The sequence below is a fragment of the Ornithinibacillus salinisoli genome, assembly GCF_042684965.1.
Lineage (GTDB): Bacteria > Bacillota > Bacilli > Bacillales > Amphibacillaceae > Ornithinibacillus > Ornithinibacillus salinisoli.
Window position 1 is genome coordinate 146,055 of sequence record NZ_JBHUMI010000014.1, and the last position, 20,352, is coordinate 166,406.

The window sequence follows — 20,352 nt, forward strand, 5'->3', positions numbered from 1 at the left end:
TCCACTTATTGTTGGTAATTTAATATTTCCGTGATATGCATGACCTCGACCTTCTTGCATTCACGAGCCATCCTACCACCAATATTTAGTAAACAACCCATGTCGCCACCAACTAAATAATCTGCATGTGTTTCAGTTACATGTTGTGATTTTTCACTCACCATTTGCTCGGAAATGGCAGCATTTTTCACCGCAAATGTCCCACCAAAACCACAGCAGTCCTCAGCTATCGGCAATTCCACTAACTCGACATCTTTAATTTGTTGAAGCAGTGTTTTCGGTGCATCCTTAACCCCTAAAATTCTAGTCATATGGCAGGATGGATGATAGGTTACTTTTCCTTTAAATGTCGACCCAACATCAATGACACCTAAAACATCAACCAAAAACTGCGTTATTTCATATGATTTAGCAGCCAATTCCTTGGCGAAATCCGCCCATTCTGGGTCATCTTCAAAAATTTCCGCATACTCCTTTAGCATTCCAACACAAGATCCAGATGGACCAACGACATATTCAGAGTCCTTAAATGCACGAATCATTTGTTTCATTGCTTTTTTTGACTCTTTGACATATCCACTATTGTAAGCCGGTTGCCCACAACAAGTTTGTAGCTCTGGAAAATCTACTTCACAGCCAACACGCTCTAATAATTCTACCGTATCTTTACCAACATCGGTTGAGATAATATCACACAGACACGTAATGAACAACGACACTTTCATTCCCGTTCACCTTCTTGTTTTTTATTGTAGAATAGGACGAGGTGGGACGAGGGGACAGACCCCTCGTCCCCCTCGTCCCATCGCAAAAACACCATTTCCCTTGATAGAAAAGGGGTAAACCTGATTCCATCAAGGGAAAACCTATAAGTCTATTATACTTAAGTTAGAAGATATGCGCTCCAATAATCGTGATGATAATAACAACAAAACCTGCAATTGCCTCACTTATGGTATAAGTTTTAAACCCACCTTTTACACTCAATCCAGCAATTTTCGTTGTAATCCAGAAGCCACTGTCATTTACATGACCAAGCATCAAGCCACCAGACAAGGAAGCCATGGCTACCCAAACTGGATGTACATCAACACCAGCAGAGACACCTGCCATAATTGTCATCGTAGTAATACCAGCAACTGTTCCTGATCCAGTAATGGTTCTAAATAATACCCCCATAAAGAAGGCAACTAGTAGCACACTAAGTGTCGAATGTGCATCACTTACAAAAATATTCAATATCGCTTGGTCGATTCCAGTACTTTTAATAATTGTACCAAAGGAACCACCAGCACCTGTAATTAATAATACGATACCCGCAGCTTGCATCGCTTCAGAGGACGATAAATCACGTTTACTCTTACTTAACGCTTTAGCAGCTACAAAGTAAGCCACTATTGTTCCCGTTAATAACGCTACAATACGGTCACTTAGAAATGTTATAATAGCAGGATTCTCATCCAAGAAAACGTTACCAAAAGAACCAATTAAAATCATAATACTTGGTAATACGATTGGAATGATGGATAAAAGCGCAGAAGGTCGATTTTCAGGGATATCCATCGTACCGTAAGGATTTTCCATCGTTGCATCTTCATCTGATTCTTTTTTCCAAAATCCTTTATCCAATATCATAAAGTAAATTTTTACTGTAACTAAAGTTGCGATTAATCCTACAACCACACCAACACCAATCATAATACCTAAGTCAAAATCTAATATCCCAGCAGCTGCTAAAGGGTTTGGAGTTGGAGGTACTAAGGTGTGAGATATCGCTGCCCCAATAATGATAGCTCCTACGGCATATGGCAATGGCTTTTTAATTTTATTCCCTAATTGAATTGCCAGCGGAACTAAAATTAAAAACGCTACATCAAAGAATACCGGTATGGCAAGAACGAATGAAGCAATCCCCAAGGAATATAATGCCCATTTTTCATTCGTACGTTTTAAAATAGCTTCTGCGATCGAATAAGCTCCCCCTGAATCTGAGATCAGCTTACCTAAAATAACCCCTAAACCAATTGGAATACCTAGACTTGTCATTAAGCCCCCGAACCCCTCAGAAATTCCGTCTAATGTACCAAGTAACCCCAGCCCTGACGCAAGTCCCATAAATAAACTTGCAATGACAAGAGATATGGCTACATTTATCTTGAATTTTACTACAAGCCCTAGCATGATGACGAGGGATATTGCTAGATAAATAAGTAATAATACATCTTGACTCATAACTTTTCCTCTCCCCTTTAAATCTATTTATATGGCAGATCGAGTGTTATTCCCAATCTGCCATGATATTAACCCCGTTTACTTATCCTTAAAAACCTGTGTTAAATTAGCATCCTTAGATAAGGTAACTCCAAATCCAGGGCGATCATCTAATTTTACTTTTCCATTTTCCGGAATAATCTCCCCTTCAAGAAGTGGGTAGTATTGTGGTACCACTTTGTCTGCATTTGGACTCATAACTAAATATTCGGCAAACGGACTATTTGTTTTGGTAATAACGTAATGGTAGCTATAAACCCCACTGCCATGAGGAATAACATATTTTCCATAGCTTTCAGCCAAATTACCAATCTTGATTAGTTCCGTCAAACCACCACACCAACCAACATCTGGTTGAATAATATCAAGATCACTAAATTCCATTAACATGCGAAAACCGTAACGAGTTGCCTCATGCTCGCCACCAGTAACCATCATATTATTTGGTGCACGTTTCTTTAGATCGCGATATGCCCAGTAATCATCTGGATTAAAGCATTCTTCGATCCATCTAAAACCTAGCTCAGATGATTTTTCCATCAGCTTCTGCGCGTACGGTAAGTCAAGTGCCATCCAACAATCCCACATTAGCCAGAAATCATCGCCAACTCTTTCGCGCATTTCAGCTGCTTGCTCGATATTTTTACGTAATCCTTCTTCCCCGTCAGCCGGACCATATACCAATGGAAGCTTCCCACCAATAAAGCCCATTTCCTTAGCTAAATCAGGACGTGGCCCCGTTGCATAACAAGAGATTTCATCACGAACTCTTCCACCTATCATTGCATATACAGGCTCCTGTCTTACCTTACCAAGTAAATCCCATAATGCTAAATCAACTGCAGATATCGCATTCATCACAACACCTTTTCGGCCATAGTACATGGTCGAACGATACATTTGATCCCACATTTTCTCTACATTTTCAACAGGCTGTTCCACAATAAAGCGATCCAAATGATTCATTACAATCCATGCTGCCGGATATCCACCTGTTGAAATACCAACACCAATCTCACCACTATCGGATTCTACTTCTACCACTAATGTTTTTAACGCATTAATCCCAAAGCTAGTTCGTGTTTGCTTATACTCTGGATAAATACTCATTGGCGTTGCGATCTGATTTACAATCCAATGCTCTTGTTCTTGGTCGTGATAGTCCCCACCGCCACCACCAACTACATAGGCACGGATAGCCTTTATTTTACGTCCAGTTACACCCATCTTGCATTCCTCCTAAACTATTACTTTGCCACGTTAAGAAAAATTTTACTGTTTTTCACTTTACCTTCAATTAAATCCATAAATGATTGCTGTCCTTCTTCTAACGGACGAACCTCAGTCCATCCATTTGGAGTAACCCTAGACGCAACAAGTAGCTGTACAGCATCACGGAAATCTTGCCTTGAATAACAGAATGAGCCTAAAACGGTAATCTCACTACGAATGAAGTGGTTTATTGGAACAGGAGTCTCATCGATACCCAACCCAATATTCATGATCACCCCACCTGGATTTACTAGTTTAGCAGATTGTGATCTAGTTGGTAGGAATCCAACAGCATCGATGACTACATCAATCCCTTTATTTCCAACAATAGCTGCTAGTTTTTCTTCAAAATCATCCTGGCCATTGTTTAATGCATGGTCAATTCCAATTTCTTTTAGCGTTTGTAAACGATCTTCATTAATATCTGCAACGATAATTTGATTCGCCCCAAGTTCTTTAGCAACAAATGAGCTTAATAAACCAATGGCACCTGCTCCGTAAATTAATATATTTGGAACCGTATGCTGTGCCAACGCTCTCCTTACTGCCCGAAAACAACATGCTAATGGTTCAGCTAAAGAAGCAGCGTATGAATCTAGACTCTCTGGCACCTCTACGATAGCGCTCTCCGGGACGGAAACATATTCTGCAAAGCCACCTGAACGGTGAATACCGATAATTTGTCTATTTTCACATAAAGGTTCATTCCCGCGAACACATTGTTTGCATTCCCCACATGTTAACAGAGGGTTAACAACAACTTTTGCTCCCTTTTTCACCCGGTTTGCTTCCTCACCAATTGCTTCAATATATCCACTAAACTCATGCCCCATAACAAGTGGTGGTACGCGTAAGCTATTATGTCCTAAAAACCCTTCGATTTCAGAACCACAAATACCAACAACATCTACTTTTACTAATACTTCGTCTTTCTTTAATTTTGGTACAGGTCTTTCCTCAACATCTATTTGTTTTGGTCCATTCCAAGATAATACTTTCATCTACTTCTCCCCCAATGATGTTTACTTAACTTTATTTTCTAATACACCAATTTTTTCAATTTCAATTTTGCACGTGTCACCAGATTTCAAAAATACCTGTGGATCGCGGAAAACGCCTACCCCATGTGGTGTACCGGTTGCAATAATGTCACCTGGTTCAAATGTAAATCCTTTTGATAAATAAGAAATAATATGTGGGATATTAAAGATTAAATGCTTCGTATTCGAATCCTGCAATGCCTCTCCGTTCACTTCTAATTTAATGTCTAATTTATGCGGATCATCAATCTCGTCCTTCGTTACAATGACAGGACCGAGTGGTGAAAAGGTGTCATAGGATTTTCCTCGAACCCATTGCACATCTTCAAATTGTACATCCCTAGCACTTACATCGTTCATAATCGTGTAACCGAATACATAATCAAGCGCATCTTCTTCGGTAATATTTTTTCCTTTCTTTCCGATGACAACAACCAATTCTGCCTCATAATCGACCTGTTCGGAATCCTGAGGTAATTCAATCGCTTCACCTGGACCAACAATACAAGAAGCCCATTTAGAAAAGATCATCGGCTTTTTAGGTGGTTCCACGTTTTGTTCGATGCAATGGTCCATATAGTTGTTTCCAACACAAACTACTTTTCCTGGAGTTGAAACGGGAGCTTGAATAGTTATTTCATCAAGCGAATATGTAGCCTCAGCAACTTCTTTCTCATTTTCCTTTGCCCATTCATATATATCACGTATGACAGGCATTACCTCTTCGTTTAAATGGACTAAGCTATCCAAGTTTGTTATATACGGAACATCCTTATTAGTTGCTTGTTGAAATAATTCAGTGAGTTTTGGTAAATCAAGTACTTTTTCCTGATAAAAAATGCCAACTTTACTTGATTCATTTTTTAATTGAAAAGTAAGAAATTTCATTATGCCACTCCTTTTAACTTAGTAAGCAAACGATACATATAGAAGTTATCCTTTAGATTCCTGTCAACGCTTACAAATTAGATGTATTTCTCCCACACCTCTTTGTATCCGCTTACTTTTTCATTTAAAATATTTTCCTAACTTCCGATCGAATGCGGTAATAATCTTAATTAGTTTATTATAGAGAACTAAGTTTTTATTAATAAACTAATAATAGTTTAACATATGACTCTTAATTGTCAAATATTTATCAGAATTTAATTAACACTGAGATTTATTAAAAATAAAAAATCACATGTCTATTTAATTAAAGACATGTGATCATTCTTCTGTATTTCTTATTTCAGGCAAATCAAGATTTGCCACATAGTTCGTAAGCGTTAACATTTTGAACTATTATAAATAAATATGATTATGAATGCCCAATATACCCATTACTCACAGAAAGTATATTTGCTAATTTTGTAATTTGAATTTTAGCGTTCTCCCTTTTTTTAACCCAGCTTGTTTCAGTCATGGTAAAACTAACTCCATAAGCAACTTTATTATCGTGATCATAGACAGGTGCTGCTACACAATAAAAACCTTCTGCACCCTCTTGTTCTTCTACAACATAACCATCTTCTTTCGCCTGTTGTACTTGTTCCCAAAGTTGGTCTACATTTTCCACAGTCTGCTCTGTTTTTTTCTCAAAATTATAGTTTGGAAACATTTCTTTTAATTCATCGTAATTATAATTGATTAACTGAATTTTTCCGATTGCTGATGCGTACGAAGGATATCTCATCCCTGGGTCTGTCACCAAACGAACAGGAGAACTTCCTTGCTCTCTTCCAATATAAAATACTTCATTTCCAATTAATTTTCCTAATTGTATATGTTCGTCCACTACTTCAATAGCCTTTCTAGCTTCTCTTGAAAATGCTTCTAAAATATTAAATTGATTTAAATAAGTAGAACCTATGAAGCCTAAAACCGACCCCAACGAATACGTTTCACTTTTCTCTTTATGGATCCATCCAAGTGACTCTAACGTATTTAGAAGAGAATACATAGAGCTTTTATTAATTTCTAACTTCTTAGATAAATCAATTAACCTTAGTTCTTTTGGGTGTTTAGCGATTTGTTCCAGTATTAAATTGGCTCGCTCTAATGCTGGCACCCAATACTTTTGTTTACTCAAACTTACTCACCTCTGCCTGTTTAAGATATCAAACTAAGTTTAAATTAGTAAACTTTTTTAAGTTTAACAGGATACAAAAAATTGTCAAACACAAAAGAATTTTAGCTAAGTACATTCAAAACTTAATCCACTCACGAAAAAAGAAGAACGAAACCAATTCGTTCTCCTTCCATTTATAACATAAAACCTATGCCAAGAAACACTTAAAATATTGTCACTATTTCCCGGGAAATGTAGAATTCTAGAAATTAAGTACTCTATTCAAAGCTTACCAGTGACATACATCAGCTATGCACTCTTCTCCTTCCTCTGCAACAACACCGCCACAATTACAATAACCCCTTTAAAGGCATCTCGTAAAAATGGTGGTACACCAAACAAGTTTAATAGGTTATTCATCACAGCTATAATCAGCATTCCGTATACGGTACCGAGAATATATCCTCGTCCACCTAACATATTCGTTCCACCAACAACAGCTGCTGCAATGGCATCCATTTCCATTCCTCTTCCAGCGTTAGAGAAATCCATGGAGCCGATGCGAGAAACCTGAATAATAGCTGCAATCGAAACAAGAAGTCCCATTAATGCATAGACACGAAGCTTCACCTTGTTGACATTCACCCCAGAAAGCTTTGCAGCCCGTTCATTCGAACCTACCGCAATAATTTGCCTTCCAAAAGTCGTTCGCTTCGACACATAGTACAGAATAAAAGCGATGATAGCCCAATATATAATAGGCATAATCATTAAATTTCCGATTCTTAAACTCGATATCTGTAAAAATTCCATTGGAACGGTTGTATTGTATCCTTGAGCAAAATGCTGTGTTACACTTCGGAAGATCATCATTGCCCCTAATGTTGCGATAAATGGCGGAACCTTCCCCTTAGTAACAGACACACCGATCAAGGAACCTAGTAGATATCCAAATACCATGACTAAAATGACAGTAAGAATAATAGCTGGAACTCCCGTAACACCGATCGCACCTAGGATTCCTTCACTTCCCGTATCCAAGAGATACATCGTAAAAGCACCAGTAATAACCAATGTGGAACCAACAGCTAGATCAATTCCCCCTGTCATTATGACAAACGTCATCCCTAAGGCAACAATTCCTATACCTGCATTATTACGTAAAATATTTATCCAGTTATTAATCCAAGCCTGGAACCATTCCCCGACAGAATCATAATCAAACCCCAACGTTAATGTTTGTAAAATAACCATAATAATTAGGGCAATCGCTATACTAAACAGTGGGTCATTCGACCATTTAAATTTGAACCATTCCAAAAATGTTTTTTTCTGTTTTACAGCTTCTGGGCTGTTTTGCAATTCTGGCTTCATAGTTGATGTTCTCTCCTTTCGGCGTCAAGCTCCCCACCAGTAGCTAGACTCATTATCGCATGTTCGGTCATCATTTCATCATGGACCTCACCCTGAATCACACCGTGATACATGACTAATGCTCGGTCACATACACGGATAATTTCTTGTGCTTCACTGGATAATACAACAATCGCAATATTCTCCTCCGCAAGCTTTAAAATAATATCATATATATCTTCTTTTGCTCCCACATCAACACCCTGTGTCGGATTATCTAAAATTAGTACCCTTGGATTCGCCGCTAACCACTTGGACAGGACCACTTTTTGCTGGTTTCCACCGGAAAGACTCGTAATGCTATCCGTTAGCTCACCCATCTTTAATCGTAAAACACCTCGTTGCTCCTCAAATTTCTGGCGGTGCTTAAATGTGTTAATAACTCCCCGCTTAGAAAACATCGGCCACGTGACAACCGAGGCATTTTCAAAAATATCCATGTCCTTAAGAATGCCATTTTCTTTTCGGTTACGAGGAAGGTATGCAATTCCTTCTTTAATGGCCTGATACGTATGATTTATGTTTACTTTCCTACCATCTAAAAAAATGTTTCCGGATAAAAATTTATCTGCACCAAAGATCGCTTGAAATAGCTCACTACGACCATCACCAAGTAGGCCTGTTACACCAACAATTTCTCCCGCCTTTATAGAAAAGTTAATATCACGGAAATAGTGTTCATCGGTGAGTCCTTCCACTCGTAACACTTCTTCTCCAATTTCATCCTCATCTTCTTTCACTCTACGTAATGATTCCGTTCTCACATCATAGCCAACCATGTCACTGGCAAGCTCCTTTGTCGTTACGTCACTCACATTTCCTTCAGCAACTAGATTCCCATCTCGAAGTACAAGGTATCTGTTACAGACCTGCATAACTTCATTTAATTTATGAGAGATAAAAATAATGCCAACATCATGTTCCTTCATCGTACTCATCATCTGAAATACTCGTTCAATCTCGGAATCGGTTAACGATGTCGTTGGCTCATCCATAATGATGATCGATGCATTGGTCATCATCGCACGGCAAATTTCAACGATCTGTTTATAGGATGCATCCAGGTCACGAACCATTTTCCCAGGATCTAAATCCACATTCATTCGTTCAAAGATCTCCGCTGTTTGATCATACATTTGTTTCAGATCTAAGCTTCCTCGCTTCGTTTTTATTTCACGACCTAAAAACATATTTTCATAGATAGGTAGATCATTAATTAAATTCAGTTCCTGATGAATAAAAGCAATTCCTGCTTCTAGTGATTCAGCAGGTGTATCAAATTGAACTTCCTTCCCATCTACTATAATCGATCCTTGATCCATTTGATAAACCCCACCGAGTATATTCATTAATGTGGATTTACCCGCCCCATTTTCTCCGAGCAATGCACAGATCTCACCTCCCTGAACAGAAAAAGACACATCCTTGATGACATCATTACTCCCAAAAGACTTACGAATATTACTCATCTCGATCTTCATACAATCACATCCATAAATGATAATTGGGGTCGATAATTGGGGTCAGTCCCCCCGTCCCACCTGGGTAGGGGGGACTGACCCCGCGTCCCACGGTTTAGTAAGGGGAGCCTTCGTCTAGGAAGTCTTCGTAATTGTCTCGGTCTACTACGGTTGTCGGGATAATAGTTTCATCGTCAACCTCTTCCCCTTTTAGTAAGTCAAGCGCAACGTCAACGGCATCTTTCACCATCGCTGGGCTGTATAATGCAGATTGAATCCAAATATCTTCGTTTTCTGGCATCATTTCGAAGTACTCTTGCATACCACCACCGCCAGTTACAACTTGAATATCGTCTCTTCCTGCTTCATTGATTGCTTGGAGAACACCGATCGATGTTTCATCATCCAAGGAATATACTGCATCAATGTGATCTAAGCTCGTTAAAATATCAGCAAAATCCTTTAACCCATCTTCTCTGGTGAATTTTGTTGCATACGTATGAAGATTTAAGTCTGGTGCAATCTCTTCAATAGTTTCCACAAATCCAGCTGTTCTTAATTCAGAAACAGAACCTGATGTTGGTACTTCTAAAATAACAACTTCACCTTCTGTACCAACTTTATCTACAACATAATTAGCACCTTGAACACCCATATCGTAGTTGTCCCCCGCAACACGGTAAACCCCATCTACATCAATAACGATATCAAAGTTTACTACTTCAATTCCTTCATCTAAAGCACGTTGGATCGGAACCTCCATTCCTTCCCATTGCGGAAATGCTACAATCGCTTCTGCTCCCCAGGTGATTAAGTCATCTAACTGTGAAGTCATTTCAGAAGCATCACTACTTGTATGAATTTGGTATTCAATTTCATCAGATAATTCTTCCGCACGAGATTCCGCATGATAGGCAACCGCAGCAACCCAACCATGTGTAACAGCTGGCGCAAGAATACCTACTTTGTACTTTTCTCCAGAGTCACCATCCCCTGAAGCACCATCTGAACCACATGCAGTCAGCACTGGAACCATGACCAATACAAGTAAAACTAACAACCTTACTACTTTTTTCAATGAAAAAACCCCCTTAAAATTTTAAATTCTATGATTAATAGAATTGTGAAACCATTAGTAAAGACTTGCTAACCACTACATAAAAGCGCTTTCAAATTCATATATAGTTTCCATTACGGAACCTGTATTTCACGCCCTGTTTCTAACGATTTTTTAATGACTTGGAGTAGTTTAGTTATGTATAATACGTCATCTAATGGAATAATGTGGTTCACTTGATCGTGTTCAATGCAATTTATAAAATAAGCTAATTCTTCTTGAAAAGCATCTGCTTGAACGACATCCACCTCGGACATCTGATCGCCTTCGTAATATACAAATTGACGATCGCCCACATGCTCAATGTTTTCTCCTGCTTTCAGTTGAAATTCCAATGCACGATTTGATTCCTGTGCGCGAAATGACATCGTAAACGGATACCCTACCGGCATGTCTTGGGATGCCTCAACAAATGCTCTTGCCTGATTTTTAAAGATAAGCGTTGTCATTATATGCTTCCATGCCCCGTACTCATTTTGACTTCCTACCGCATAGACACGATCCACTTCACCTAGCAAATAATAGACGAAATCAATATCGTGAATATGGAGATCAAATAAGGCTCCTCCGCTTTTTTCTGGATGCTGAAACCATTCACCCCACGTAGGTAGCTGACCTAACCTTTCCGCATGAATCATTTCTATATGTTTCAATTTGTCGGTCTCGCTATACGCCTTAAACGTTTGATACTCTGGCCAGAATCGAAGCACATGCCCGACAAACAGCCTCACACCAGACTTCTTGACCAATTGTAAAATTCGTTTAGTAGCCTCCAAGGTTAATGTCAGTGGTTTTTCACAGATAATATGCTTTCCAGCCTTAACTGCTTTTGTAATATACTCCTCATGTAAAAATGTCGGCACACAAATATCAACAACATCAATATCCTCACGGTCTAGCAGGTCATCATAATCAGAAACAAAGGACCCATCGAATAAACTTGCTATTTCATCGTTCCTTCCACTTCTCGTACAAATCGCTGTCACCTTCGCATTTGGAATATGGCGATATGCCTCTAGATGCATTTTCCCGATAAAACCTAACCCAACTAATGCTACCCTTTCCATAATGGCCTCCTTTCAACTTTCTCCAGCTAGATCGGTTGAAAGATTATCTCACCAATTCATTTACTTTTGCAGCTGGATCACATTTCATGTAATCCGTTACAAACATCTTAAAAGAAAAATATTATTAAGTCAAATTATTTCGAAAATTTTTACTAAATCATTTCTAATTTAATCAGTGCCCAGTATTTTTTCAACCACTTTTAGAGATGCAATGGCCTCATGACTCGTTACAGGAGGATTCTCATCGTTTACAATACAACTAATAAACGCATCGATAACACCTGTTGATGTTTGATTATCATTGGTTTGGATTTGTTCTAATTCGTATTTAATTACTGATCCATCATTCATTTCGATTATGAGCTGAGCATCTGGGTCATGATAAATCTTCATAATACCCTTTTGACAGTAGATTGTCGTGGAGTTATCCTCTGCCCCATAATAGGTCCAAGAGAAAGATGCTGTACCCAATCGACCCTTTTTCGTTTGTAGTGCACAAACGACATTATCACAAACTTCAATCGGTTTTCCATGCTCATCTACTTTATCCAAAGCTCCGTGGAATGCATGCACATCCGCGATTTCATCATCCAGTAGGTAATGGATTAAATCAATTTTATGAATACCTAAATCACCAGCAACACCAGAATGTGAGCGCTCCTTCTTAAAAAACCAGGTTGCATTGGATTTCGTGACTCCCCAGCTTTCCGGTCCCTCATGGCCAAAGGTAGTCTTAAAAGTAAGCACTTCACCTAGCTCGTTCATTTGAATGATTTCCTTTGCTTTTTGATGAACCTTTGTAAAACGTTGATTGTGGTCGATCATTAATTTTTTCCCCGATTTACGTTCTGCCTCGACTATGTTCTCTGCATACTCCACACTAACCGCTATTGGTTTTTCACATAAAACGTGCTTTCCACTTAATAAAGCTTTTGGTGTATGGATATGATGAGCCTCATTAGAGGAGCAATCACTTATAGCAACAATGGTCGGATCCAATAATAAGTCATCCAGCTTTTCAGCTACACGTCCACCAAATTCTTCTGCTAGACGTTTTGCCCTCTCGATATTCCGATCATAGAAGACAATTTCCTCTACGTGTGGATTAGCTTTGTACTCGGGTGCATGACGGAATCGAGTAATCGACCCACATCCGATAATACCTACATTAAATCCCATAACCAAAACCTCCTTCTAGAAAAAACTCGGCAATCACTATGCCTTATGGTAAATATTTCTTTGTATCTGTTTTCTCCCTACCCCATGGTGGACTCACGAATAATCAATTCATGATCTAACACAATGCTTTCTACCTTTTCTCCCTTCATATTACTCATTAGCATGTCAGCTGCAAGACATCCCATTTTATACATCGGCTGTGAGATAGTCGTTAAGGTAGGGTTCGTCATATTAGAAAAGCTTATATTGTCAAAACCCACAACCGCAATAGGGTTTGGTGTTTCTCCACCACCATTTAAGGCTTTTAGTGTACCTATTGCTAATGTATCTGAAACGGCAAAAACCGCTGTAGGTTTCTCTTCTAGTTGAAGCAGCATTCTCATGGCCTGAACGCCATTTTGAAATTCCAATTCCTTAGTATGATAAATCCATTCATCACGGATCGGAAGCTGGAACTCCTTTAACGCACGTTCATAACCAGCCCGACGATGTCTCGCATAGAGGAACTTTTCGTCTGAATTAATTAAGGCAATTTTTTCATTCCCTAGTTTAATTAAATGCTTCACCGCATGGTAGGCAGCTAATTCATGATCAATGGTCACGTATGGAATACTTCCATCTTTTTCATACTCACTACAAAGAATGACCGGGTGATTTTCGGCTATTTCGTTTAGCTTCTGCATATTAACAGTCGGATCCATCGAGATAACTCCGTCCGCTAACTTGTTTTTAACCATGTTGAAATAAATATTTTCTCGTTCTGGATTGGAGTCTGTCTCGCAAAGAAGGATGTTGTAGTTATTCGCAATCGCGGTGTTTTGAATCCCATTAATAATTTCCGTGTAAAAAGGATTCGAAATGCTAGGTAATAACACGAGCATCAGACGACTTTCTGAGTTTCGTAGATTTCGCCCAAGCATACTAGGTTGATAGTTTAGCTCTTTAATCGCAATTTTGACCTTGTGTCTTGTCTCCGGGGTTACAGAAGTAGCATTATTTAACACCCTAGAAACCGTTGCAACGGAAACACCTGCTTGTTTCGCAATCTGTTGAATGTTTGCCATGATGATTCCTACTTTCAAAATGAATTCTCAAATGTAATCGATTACATTTAGATTGTAAAACGCCCATAGTTGTTTGTCAATACAAAATTGTATGTTAATTTAAAATATAATGATTTTTTGTATTGATTTTGGTATAATTTATGTATAATAGATGTAACGGATTACATTGTATAAGGAGGACTTTTCATGAAATTAGGGGTTTTTACTGTATTATTTTCAGACAAAAATCTAGAGGAAATGCTTGATCATGTAGCTGCTAAAGGAATTGAGGCGGTTGAATTAGGTACAGGGGGATACCCAGGTGGTGCCCATTGTAAGGTGAATGAATTGCTACAAGATGAACAAAAGCAAAAGGATTTTATGGAGAAAATAGAAAGTCGCGGATTAATTGTAAGCGCTTTAAGTTGTCATGGTAACCCGCTTCATCCACAAAAGAAAATAGCTGAAGAAGCAGATGCCATATTCGACAAAACAGTTCAGTTAGCTAGTAAGCTCGGTATACCAGTTGTGAATACTTTCTCTGGCTGCCCAGGAGACCATGAGCATGCAAAATATCCAAACTGGCCAGTTGCTCCTTGGCCAAATGAATTTCAGGAAATCTTAAATTGGCAATGGGAAGAGAAAATCATTCCATACTGGAAGGAAAAAGCTGCATTCGCCCAACAGCATAACGTAAAAATCGGACTGGAGCTCCATGGAGGATTTTCGGTACATACACCTGCAACACTTTTACGATTAAGAGAAACATGTGGTCCAGCTATCGGCGCTAACCTAGATCCGAGCCATATGTGGTGGCAAGGCATCGATCCTGTTGAATCAATAAAAATATTGGGCCGTGAAAATGCGATTCATCACTTCCATGCGAAGGATACCATTATGGATCAACCGAATATGAATCGAAACGGTCTAACAGATATGACGTCTTATTCCGATATGCAAAATCGAGCATGGTATTTCCGCACGGTAGGATTTGGCCATGATTCCAAAGTATGGGCAGATATGATTAGCACACTCAGACTCTATGGATACGATTATGTCGTAAGCATCGAACACGAAGACGGCCTCATGTCCATAGACGAAGGATTCACCAAAGCAATTAACACACTAAAACCAGTTATGGTAAAAGAATCCATCGGTGATATGTGGTGGACTTAGTGGGATAGGGGGTCAGTCCCTTCGTCTCACTTGGTGGGTTAAGTGGGTTAAGGGGACAGTCCCCGAAAAACATGAACAATCATGCTATACTTAACTTGTGGGACGGGGGGTCTGTCCCCAAAATACAGAAAGAGGGGTACCTATGTCAAAGAGAACCTTGGTGGTCAATCTTGATATTAGTGAAAATTATCTTAATGAAATGAAAGCAATAGCTCCTGACTGGCGAATTGTATTTGGAAAGAATCATGAAGACATCACGAACGAATTGAAAGAGGCGGAAATTATCCTTCATTGGAAAAAAGCAATCGAACCAATTATCCTTGAGGAAAATAAGAACTTAAGATGGGTACAAACATGGAGTGCTGGAGTTAACGGTCTTCCACTAGAGGCATTACAAAAGCGAAATGTGTCCATTACAAGTGCCAATGGTGTCCATGCCTATCCGATTTCCGAAACCATTTTTGCATTAATGCTCGGATTAACTCGCAAGATTCATTCATATGTCCGTCAGCAGATGGATAAAACATGGGACAACGCCAACCTTAAGCTTGAAATCCATGAGAAGACAATTGGTATCATTGGCGTTGGCGCAATTGGGCAAGAAACCGCAAAAATAGCAAAAGCATTCGGAATGAAGGTGCTTGGCGTACGTCATTCCGGGAAAGAGACAGATTACGTGGATCAGATGTACACACCTGATCAGTTGGCAAAGATACTTCCACAATGTGATATTGTTGTCATCACTCTTCCTTTGACGGAGGATACTACACATTTATTTGGCGCTGAGCAGTTCAGACAAATGAAAGACAGTGGCATCCTAATTAATATTGGACGTGGCCCGATTGTGGTAGAGGAAGACTTGATCAATGCATTACAAAACAAGGAAATCGCCGGGGCTGGTCTTGATGTGTTTGCCACGGAACCTTTACCAGAGGACAGTCCACTTTGGGAAATGGAGAATGTAATAGTGACGCCACATACCGCAGGAGCAACCGAACATTATACGGAGCGCGTCATAAAGGATATTTTTATTCCGAATTTAAAACGTTACCTAGAGGATGAAAAGCTAGACATCAACCTCGTCGATTATGAAAAAGGTTACTAAAATAAACGGAATCTGTATGTAGCTGATCAAGAAAATATTAACTTAGAAAAAGTAACCTATCCTATGCTTTTTATCGTTCGCAGGAGGTTACTTTTTCTTATGAAGAATATTTAATATATGGGGCGTTAAGGAGAAAAAATACAACAAGAGTATATTAGCGAGGGAATTACCTGTAGATAGACAATTAAAATAAGTTTATTCCATCTCCTACATTTCGGTATCTCATTTGTTATTTCACCCTATAAAAATCATACCAATTTGGAATATTAACTTTTAGGATCTTTCTATGGTCACCAACTATCCCAGAATACACTCCATGCCGAGGTATTTTTTTATCGGTAGATAATTGAATTCCGACCATTTCTAAACGTTGGATGATTTTTTGTTGCTTTTGTTGAAAAGTCTTGTTAGTTTCCTTATTATACACTGTTAGAACACCTCTTTTTATCTTATTCCCAATGTATAATTATGTTATTCAACAAAAAAAAAGACCGAAACGGCCTATTATATATTTAATACTCTTTCTTCTCTTTTACTACCGATTATTCCAGAATACCTACCGTTCTTAGGTGATTTCTTCCCTTGTAACACTTTCATACCAGCACTCTGTAAACGCCCCATAACCTCGGTACGATCACTACGCTTATTAGCATCCTTAGTTGCCACATTAATCACCCACCCTCTCTATACTTCTATTATAAAGGTTTTCAAGATTAATTAAAAGTTTTTCAAAATCTTCACCAATATTATTTATAATATTATCGTAATCTTCATCTTCCAAAACACTTGCATCTAACGCAATCAAGAACAGAGTCTGTTCATCACGAACTCTAACCAATCGAGTTAAATACTGTCTATTCAATTTCTCATTTTCCCTAGTATGTGTGAATGTATAAAATGCATCATTCATTAATGCCCCTCTTAAAAGTCCCGTACGATAATCATCTAAAAGTGAACGAATTTTTTCGTCACTGTTGCCTAGCGATTCAATTCCCAACTGGTAATCCTTTTCAAGAATTTCAAGGCCTAAAAACATCAAAGAACATAAACAAGCATCTTCCTCATTCATTGATGATGAAGATTTTTTGTTCAAGATACTATACGTATCCAGTACGAAATCTAAAAGTTTATTTGGATCATCCTCTTCTATCAATAATTTCCTTGCCTTTCTAAAATCACTTACATATTTACTTTTGGATATATAATAAAGCTGATGAATTGCATTTATATTAACATCCTCAACCACTGTTCCATCGATAAAATTTATTTTGAAAGTAGTATTTCGGTTCATGTTTTGCTCTTGAAAATGATAAATTTGAACCGCGATGACATATGGATGTTTCTGAATGAACTGATCTAACAAAATGGATAGATTATCTTGTAGTCGGTATTTACTTAAATCCGTATTAGCATGCACTAAAATTTCCATTTCTGACTCTAATTTCTTCTTTAACTCATCTATTTCCTCATCCTTTTTATCATTCCAATACTTAAATACGATAACAAAGACTACAACTGGCAACAACAGAACAACAATAGGTATTCGACTATCATCTAATATAGGCTTTACCCAGTTTTTATAGAAAAGTTTAGCTGCCTCTGAGTTTTCAATCCATAAGTCAAAAATCAAGACAAAAATCAAACTTAGTAAAACATAAACATATCTCATACCCATCACCTAATACCTAACTACTAAATTAGGAAATTTTTTTTGAAAAATTCTAATTTAAATACATTCTACATATCATGCAAAATACCCTTTTAAATTCAATAAATTTCCTAAAAATACCTCTCCACCTAAAAACCCCTTCCAATACTACAATCGAATAAAAACGATAAAAGGTGGCAGAAATAATAACTATTTCTATGCCACCTTTGATTATTTTCTAACGATATTATTACTGAAAGGATAATTAATGGTCGGTTATTTACAATATGACATGATAGGAGTAGCTCCGATGGAATAAATCTATTAAACCAACTACCTCTTCCGCTTCCGCAAAACTGGTTCACACACACCTTCCACTCCAACTAACCCAAGTAATGTAAGAAAATTCTTTTGCACACCAACATAGGCACCCGCCGGATCATACCATTCATTCTGTGTATGTGCAGCTCCAGCTTTACCACCTAAACCTAAAGTAACGGAAGGAATTCCTAAACTCATCGGATAATTCGCATCTGTACTAACAGCACCAGCTAATGATGGCTGTCCAACAATTTGTTCAATAGCTCCATAAGCAGCTTCGACAATTGGTGCATCAGATGGTTGACTTGCCGGTGGACGATTGCCAAACTTCTCGATTTCCACCTTGATCGCATCACTGCCCCATCTAGAGTTCTCTGCCGTAACTGCTTCATCAACTAAGTGTAAAAAATTTTCCTCTAATTGATCTAATTCCGCCTGATCATTGGATCTCAAATCAACTGTCATTCCTGCTTCTTGAGCAATGGCATTGACAGAGGTTCCACCCCATACCTCTCCAACGGTAAATGTTGTTTTCGGTTCCGCTTTTGTTTGCATATCAGAAATAGCAGAGATGGCTCTTCCTAACGCGTGAGTTGCACTTGGAATCCCAAAGTCACCAAAACTATGACCTCCATCCCCCTTAAACGTAATCGTGTAACGATAACTTCCCGCTCCTAAGTAAACAATATTATCGGCACCCGGACCATCGATGGAAATAAAGCCATCAATATCTTTATGCTCATGAAAAAATGCTTTTACCCCACGTAAATCTCCTGCTCCTTCTTCCCCAACAGTTCCACCGAAAATGATATCGCCAACAGTTGGTAAGTTTGCATGTTTAACTGCCCTGATCACTGCGAGCAATTCTGCCAATCCCCTCGTATCATCACTAATTCCCGGAGCGTATAAAATGCCATCCTTTTCCGATACCCTCACATCAGTTCCTTCTGGAAAAACCGTATCTAAATGTGCCGATATGAAAATCCTGGGACCGTTTCCTGTCCCATATCGAATCCCATATACATTTCCTTCTTCATCCATATAAACATCCGAAAGACCTAAAGCTTCCAATCGTTCCTTGAAATCTTTAGCACGCGTTTCCTCTTTGAAAGGCGGAGCTGCAATTTCAGTAATCGAAATTTGTTCGTCAACAGTTTGTTGATGGTCTGATTCAATAAATGCTAATGTGTCTTGAATAGATTGGTTAGCCATTAATTTTTCGTATGAACTATTAATACTTGGTGAAATATACTTTTGTGATTTGTTAGTCATTGAAGGTCCCCCTTTTAAATTAATTAAACCATACCTAAGGACGTAGCTCCATCTAGGTTAACTAACTCCCCCCTATTTTCTTTACCATATTAAAACTCTGTTCATCAAAACCATTTGCAAATGAGTACCCTTTTCGTAATGCTTTTCCAAAATGATATTGATCTGCTCCAACAGTTTGATGAATCGTTTTTATATTATCTCCATTTAAACCAGCACCTGGTAATATCTTAGGACCGTTGTATTTTTTAGACAACTTCACTAATTGATTTAGATTATGTTTTCCAAACTCACAATTTTCTTCCCCTCCAGAAGTTAAAATACGTCTTACATTTGGTTTGAATTCCAGTAACGTATGATAAGCTTCTTCTTGAGAAGGCACTTCATCAAATGCACGATGAAACGTTATATCTAATGTAGATGATATACTAATGATGTCTCTCAGAACTTCTTTATTAATCGTCTTATCCTTATGAAGTGCACCAAAAACGATACCACTCCCTCCAAGTTCAATGACATTTTTGATATCCTCATAAATCGTATCTAAATCACTTCTCGTATATTCAAAATGATAACTATGAGGACGAATCATTATTTGAACCGGAATGGAAACACTACCTAACACCTGTTTAATCGTTCCGTAACTAGGGGTCAGTCCCCCCTCTGCAATAGCTGACACTAACTCAAGTCTATCCGCCCCTAGCCTTTGAGCCTCAATTGCTTCTTCTTTATTTTGCACAATTACTTCAATAATCATATTTTTTACCTCCTTTTAGAGACGTGGGGTCTGTCCCTCCGTCCCACACTTTTACGAAGAGACGAGGGGTCTGTCCCCCCCCCTAACACCTAATCATTATCATTTAACGAAAGAAGGGGTATTGTCAAGGAATTGAAAAAATTATAAGTTAGTTTTGAAGTCAA

General features: G+C 38.4%; 19 protein-coding genes. 2 read left to right on the top strand and 17 right to left on the bottom strand.

What is annotated here, in order from left to right:
* Positions 1 to 5: 5 nt before the first annotated feature.
* The 12 genes from ACFSTA_RS08045 to ACFSTA_RS08100 form a co-directional block, all read right to left on the bottom strand.
* Positions 6 to 725, bottom strand: a complete 720-nt coding sequence (locus ACFSTA_RS08045) for a (Fe-S)-binding protein (protein WP_377556089.1) — start codon at positions 723 to 725, stop codon at positions 6 to 8.
* Positions 726 to 888: 163 nt separating this feature from the next.
* Positions 889 to 2,232, bottom strand: a complete 1,344-nt coding sequence (locus tag ACFSTA_RS08050) for a GntP family permease (RefSeq protein WP_377556091.1) — start codon at positions 2,230 to 2,232, stop codon at positions 889 to 891.
* Between the two features lie 78 nt (positions 2,233 to 2,310).
* Positions 2,311 to 3,498, bottom strand: a complete 1,188-nt coding sequence (gene rhmD / locus ACFSTA_RS08055) for an L-rhamnonate dehydratase (protein WP_377556092.1) — start codon at positions 3,496 to 3,498, stop codon at positions 2,311 to 2,313.
* Positions 3,499 to 3,518: 20 nt separating this feature from the next.
* On the bottom strand, positions 3,519 to 4,544 hold the full coding sequence (locus tag ACFSTA_RS08060) for a zinc-dependent alcohol dehydrogenase (protein ID WP_377556093.1): 1,026 nt from the start codon (positions 4,542 to 4,544) through the stop codon (positions 3,519 to 3,521).
* A gap of 21 nt (positions 4,545 to 4,565) precedes the next feature.
* Complete coding sequence (locus ACFSTA_RS08065) at positions 4,566 to 5,471, bottom strand: fumarylacetoacetate hydrolase family protein (protein ID WP_377556094.1); 906 nt, start codon at positions 5,469 to 5,471, stop codon at positions 4,566 to 4,568.
* 412 nt (positions 5,472 to 5,883) lie between these two features.
* The gene (locus ACFSTA_RS08070; RefSeq protein WP_377556095.1) at positions 5,884 to 6,654 is read right to left on the bottom strand and encodes an IclR family transcriptional regulator; all 771 of its coding nucleotides are present in this window, start codon (positions 6,652 to 6,654) and stop codon (positions 5,884 to 5,886) included.
* A gap of 288 nt (positions 6,655 to 6,942) precedes the next feature.
* Complete coding sequence (locus ACFSTA_RS08075; RefSeq protein WP_377556096.1) at positions 6,943 to 8,007, bottom strand: ABC transporter permease; 1,065 nt, start codon at positions 8,005 to 8,007, stop codon at positions 6,943 to 6,945.
* On the bottom strand, positions 8,004 to 9,527 hold the full coding sequence (locus ACFSTA_RS08080; RefSeq protein WP_377556097.1) for a sugar ABC transporter ATP-binding protein: 1,524 nt from the start codon (positions 9,525 to 9,527) through the stop codon (positions 8,004 to 8,006). The genes ACFSTA_RS08075 and ACFSTA_RS08080 overlap by 4 nt, the downstream gene beginning before the upstream one ends.
* Positions 9,528 to 9,621: 94 nt before the next feature.
* On the bottom strand, positions 9,622 to 10,584 hold the full coding sequence (locus tag ACFSTA_RS08085) for an ABC transporter substrate-binding protein (protein WP_377556098.1): 963 nt from the start codon (positions 10,582 to 10,584) through the stop codon (positions 9,622 to 9,624).
* A gap of 113 nt (positions 10,585 to 10,697) precedes the next feature.
* The gene (locus ACFSTA_RS08090; RefSeq protein WP_377556100.1) at positions 10,698 to 11,690 is read right to left on the bottom strand and encodes a Gfo/Idh/MocA family protein; all 993 of its coding nucleotides are present in this window, start codon (positions 11,688 to 11,690) and stop codon (positions 10,698 to 10,700) included.
* Positions 11,691 to 11,858: 168 nt separating this feature from the next.
* Complete coding sequence (locus tag ACFSTA_RS08095) at positions 11,859 to 12,869, bottom strand: Gfo/Idh/MocA family protein (protein WP_377556101.1); 1,011 nt, start codon at positions 12,867 to 12,869, stop codon at positions 11,859 to 11,861.
* A 77-nt stretch (positions 12,870 to 12,946) separates the two neighbouring features.
* The gene (locus tag ACFSTA_RS08100; RefSeq protein WP_377556102.1) at positions 12,947 to 13,933 is read right to left on the bottom strand and encodes a LacI family DNA-binding transcriptional regulator; all 987 of its coding nucleotides are present in this window, start codon (positions 13,931 to 13,933) and stop codon (positions 12,947 to 12,949) included.
* A 186-nt stretch (positions 13,934 to 14,119) separates the two neighbouring features.
* Between ACFSTA_RS08100 and ACFSTA_RS08105 the strand changes: the two genes are divergently transcribed.
* Both ACFSTA_RS08105 and ACFSTA_RS08110 read left to right on the top strand, forming a co-directional pair.
* Entirely contained in the window at positions 14,120 to 15,088 is a 969-nt protein-coding gene (locus tag ACFSTA_RS08105; RefSeq protein WP_377556103.1) for a sugar phosphate isomerase/epimerase family protein, read from the top strand.
* 142 nt (positions 15,089 to 15,230) lie between these two features.
* Entirely contained in the window at positions 15,231 to 16,193 is a 963-nt protein-coding gene (locus ACFSTA_RS08110; RefSeq protein ID WP_377556104.1) for a D-2-hydroxyacid dehydrogenase, read from the top strand.
* Between the two features lie 229 nt (positions 16,194 to 16,422).
* Here the strand turns inward: ACFSTA_RS08110 and ACFSTA_RS08115 are convergent, their stop codons facing one another.
* The 5 genes from ACFSTA_RS08115 to ACFSTA_RS08135 all read right to left on the bottom strand — a co-directional run bounded on the left by ACFSTA_RS08115 (position 16,423) and on the right by ACFSTA_RS08135 (position 20,188).
* Positions 16,423 to 16,620 (bottom strand): hypothetical protein, encoded by a 198-nt coding sequence (locus tag ACFSTA_RS08115; RefSeq protein ID WP_377556105.1) that lies wholly within the window; start codon positions 16,618 to 16,620, stop codon positions 16,423 to 16,425.
* Positions 16,621 to 16,697: 77 nt separating this feature from the next.
* Positions 16,698 to 16,859, bottom strand: coding sequence for a hypothetical protein (locus ACFSTA_RS08120; protein WP_377556107.1), 162 nt, complete (start codon positions 16,857 to 16,859; stop codon positions 16,698 to 16,700).
* A 1-nt stretch (position 16,860) separates the two neighbouring features.
* The gene (locus tag ACFSTA_RS08125; protein ID WP_377556109.1) at positions 16,861 to 17,862 is read right to left on the bottom strand and encodes a hypothetical protein; all 1,002 of its coding nucleotides are present in this window, start codon (positions 17,860 to 17,862) and stop codon (positions 16,861 to 16,863) included.
* A gap of 312 nt (positions 17,863 to 18,174) precedes the next feature.
* The gene (locus tag ACFSTA_RS08130) at positions 18,175 to 19,434 is read right to left on the bottom strand and encodes a M20/M25/M40 family metallo-hydrolase (RefSeq protein WP_377556110.1); all 1,260 of its coding nucleotides are present in this window, start codon (positions 19,432 to 19,434) and stop codon (positions 18,175 to 18,177) included.
* Between the two features lie 61 nt (positions 19,435 to 19,495).
* A complete protein-coding gene (locus tag ACFSTA_RS08135) occupies positions 19,496 to 20,188 on the bottom strand; it encodes a copper homeostasis protein CutC (protein WP_377556111.1) in 693 nt (230 codons plus the stop codon).
* Positions 20,189 to 20,352 lie beyond the last annotated feature (164 nt).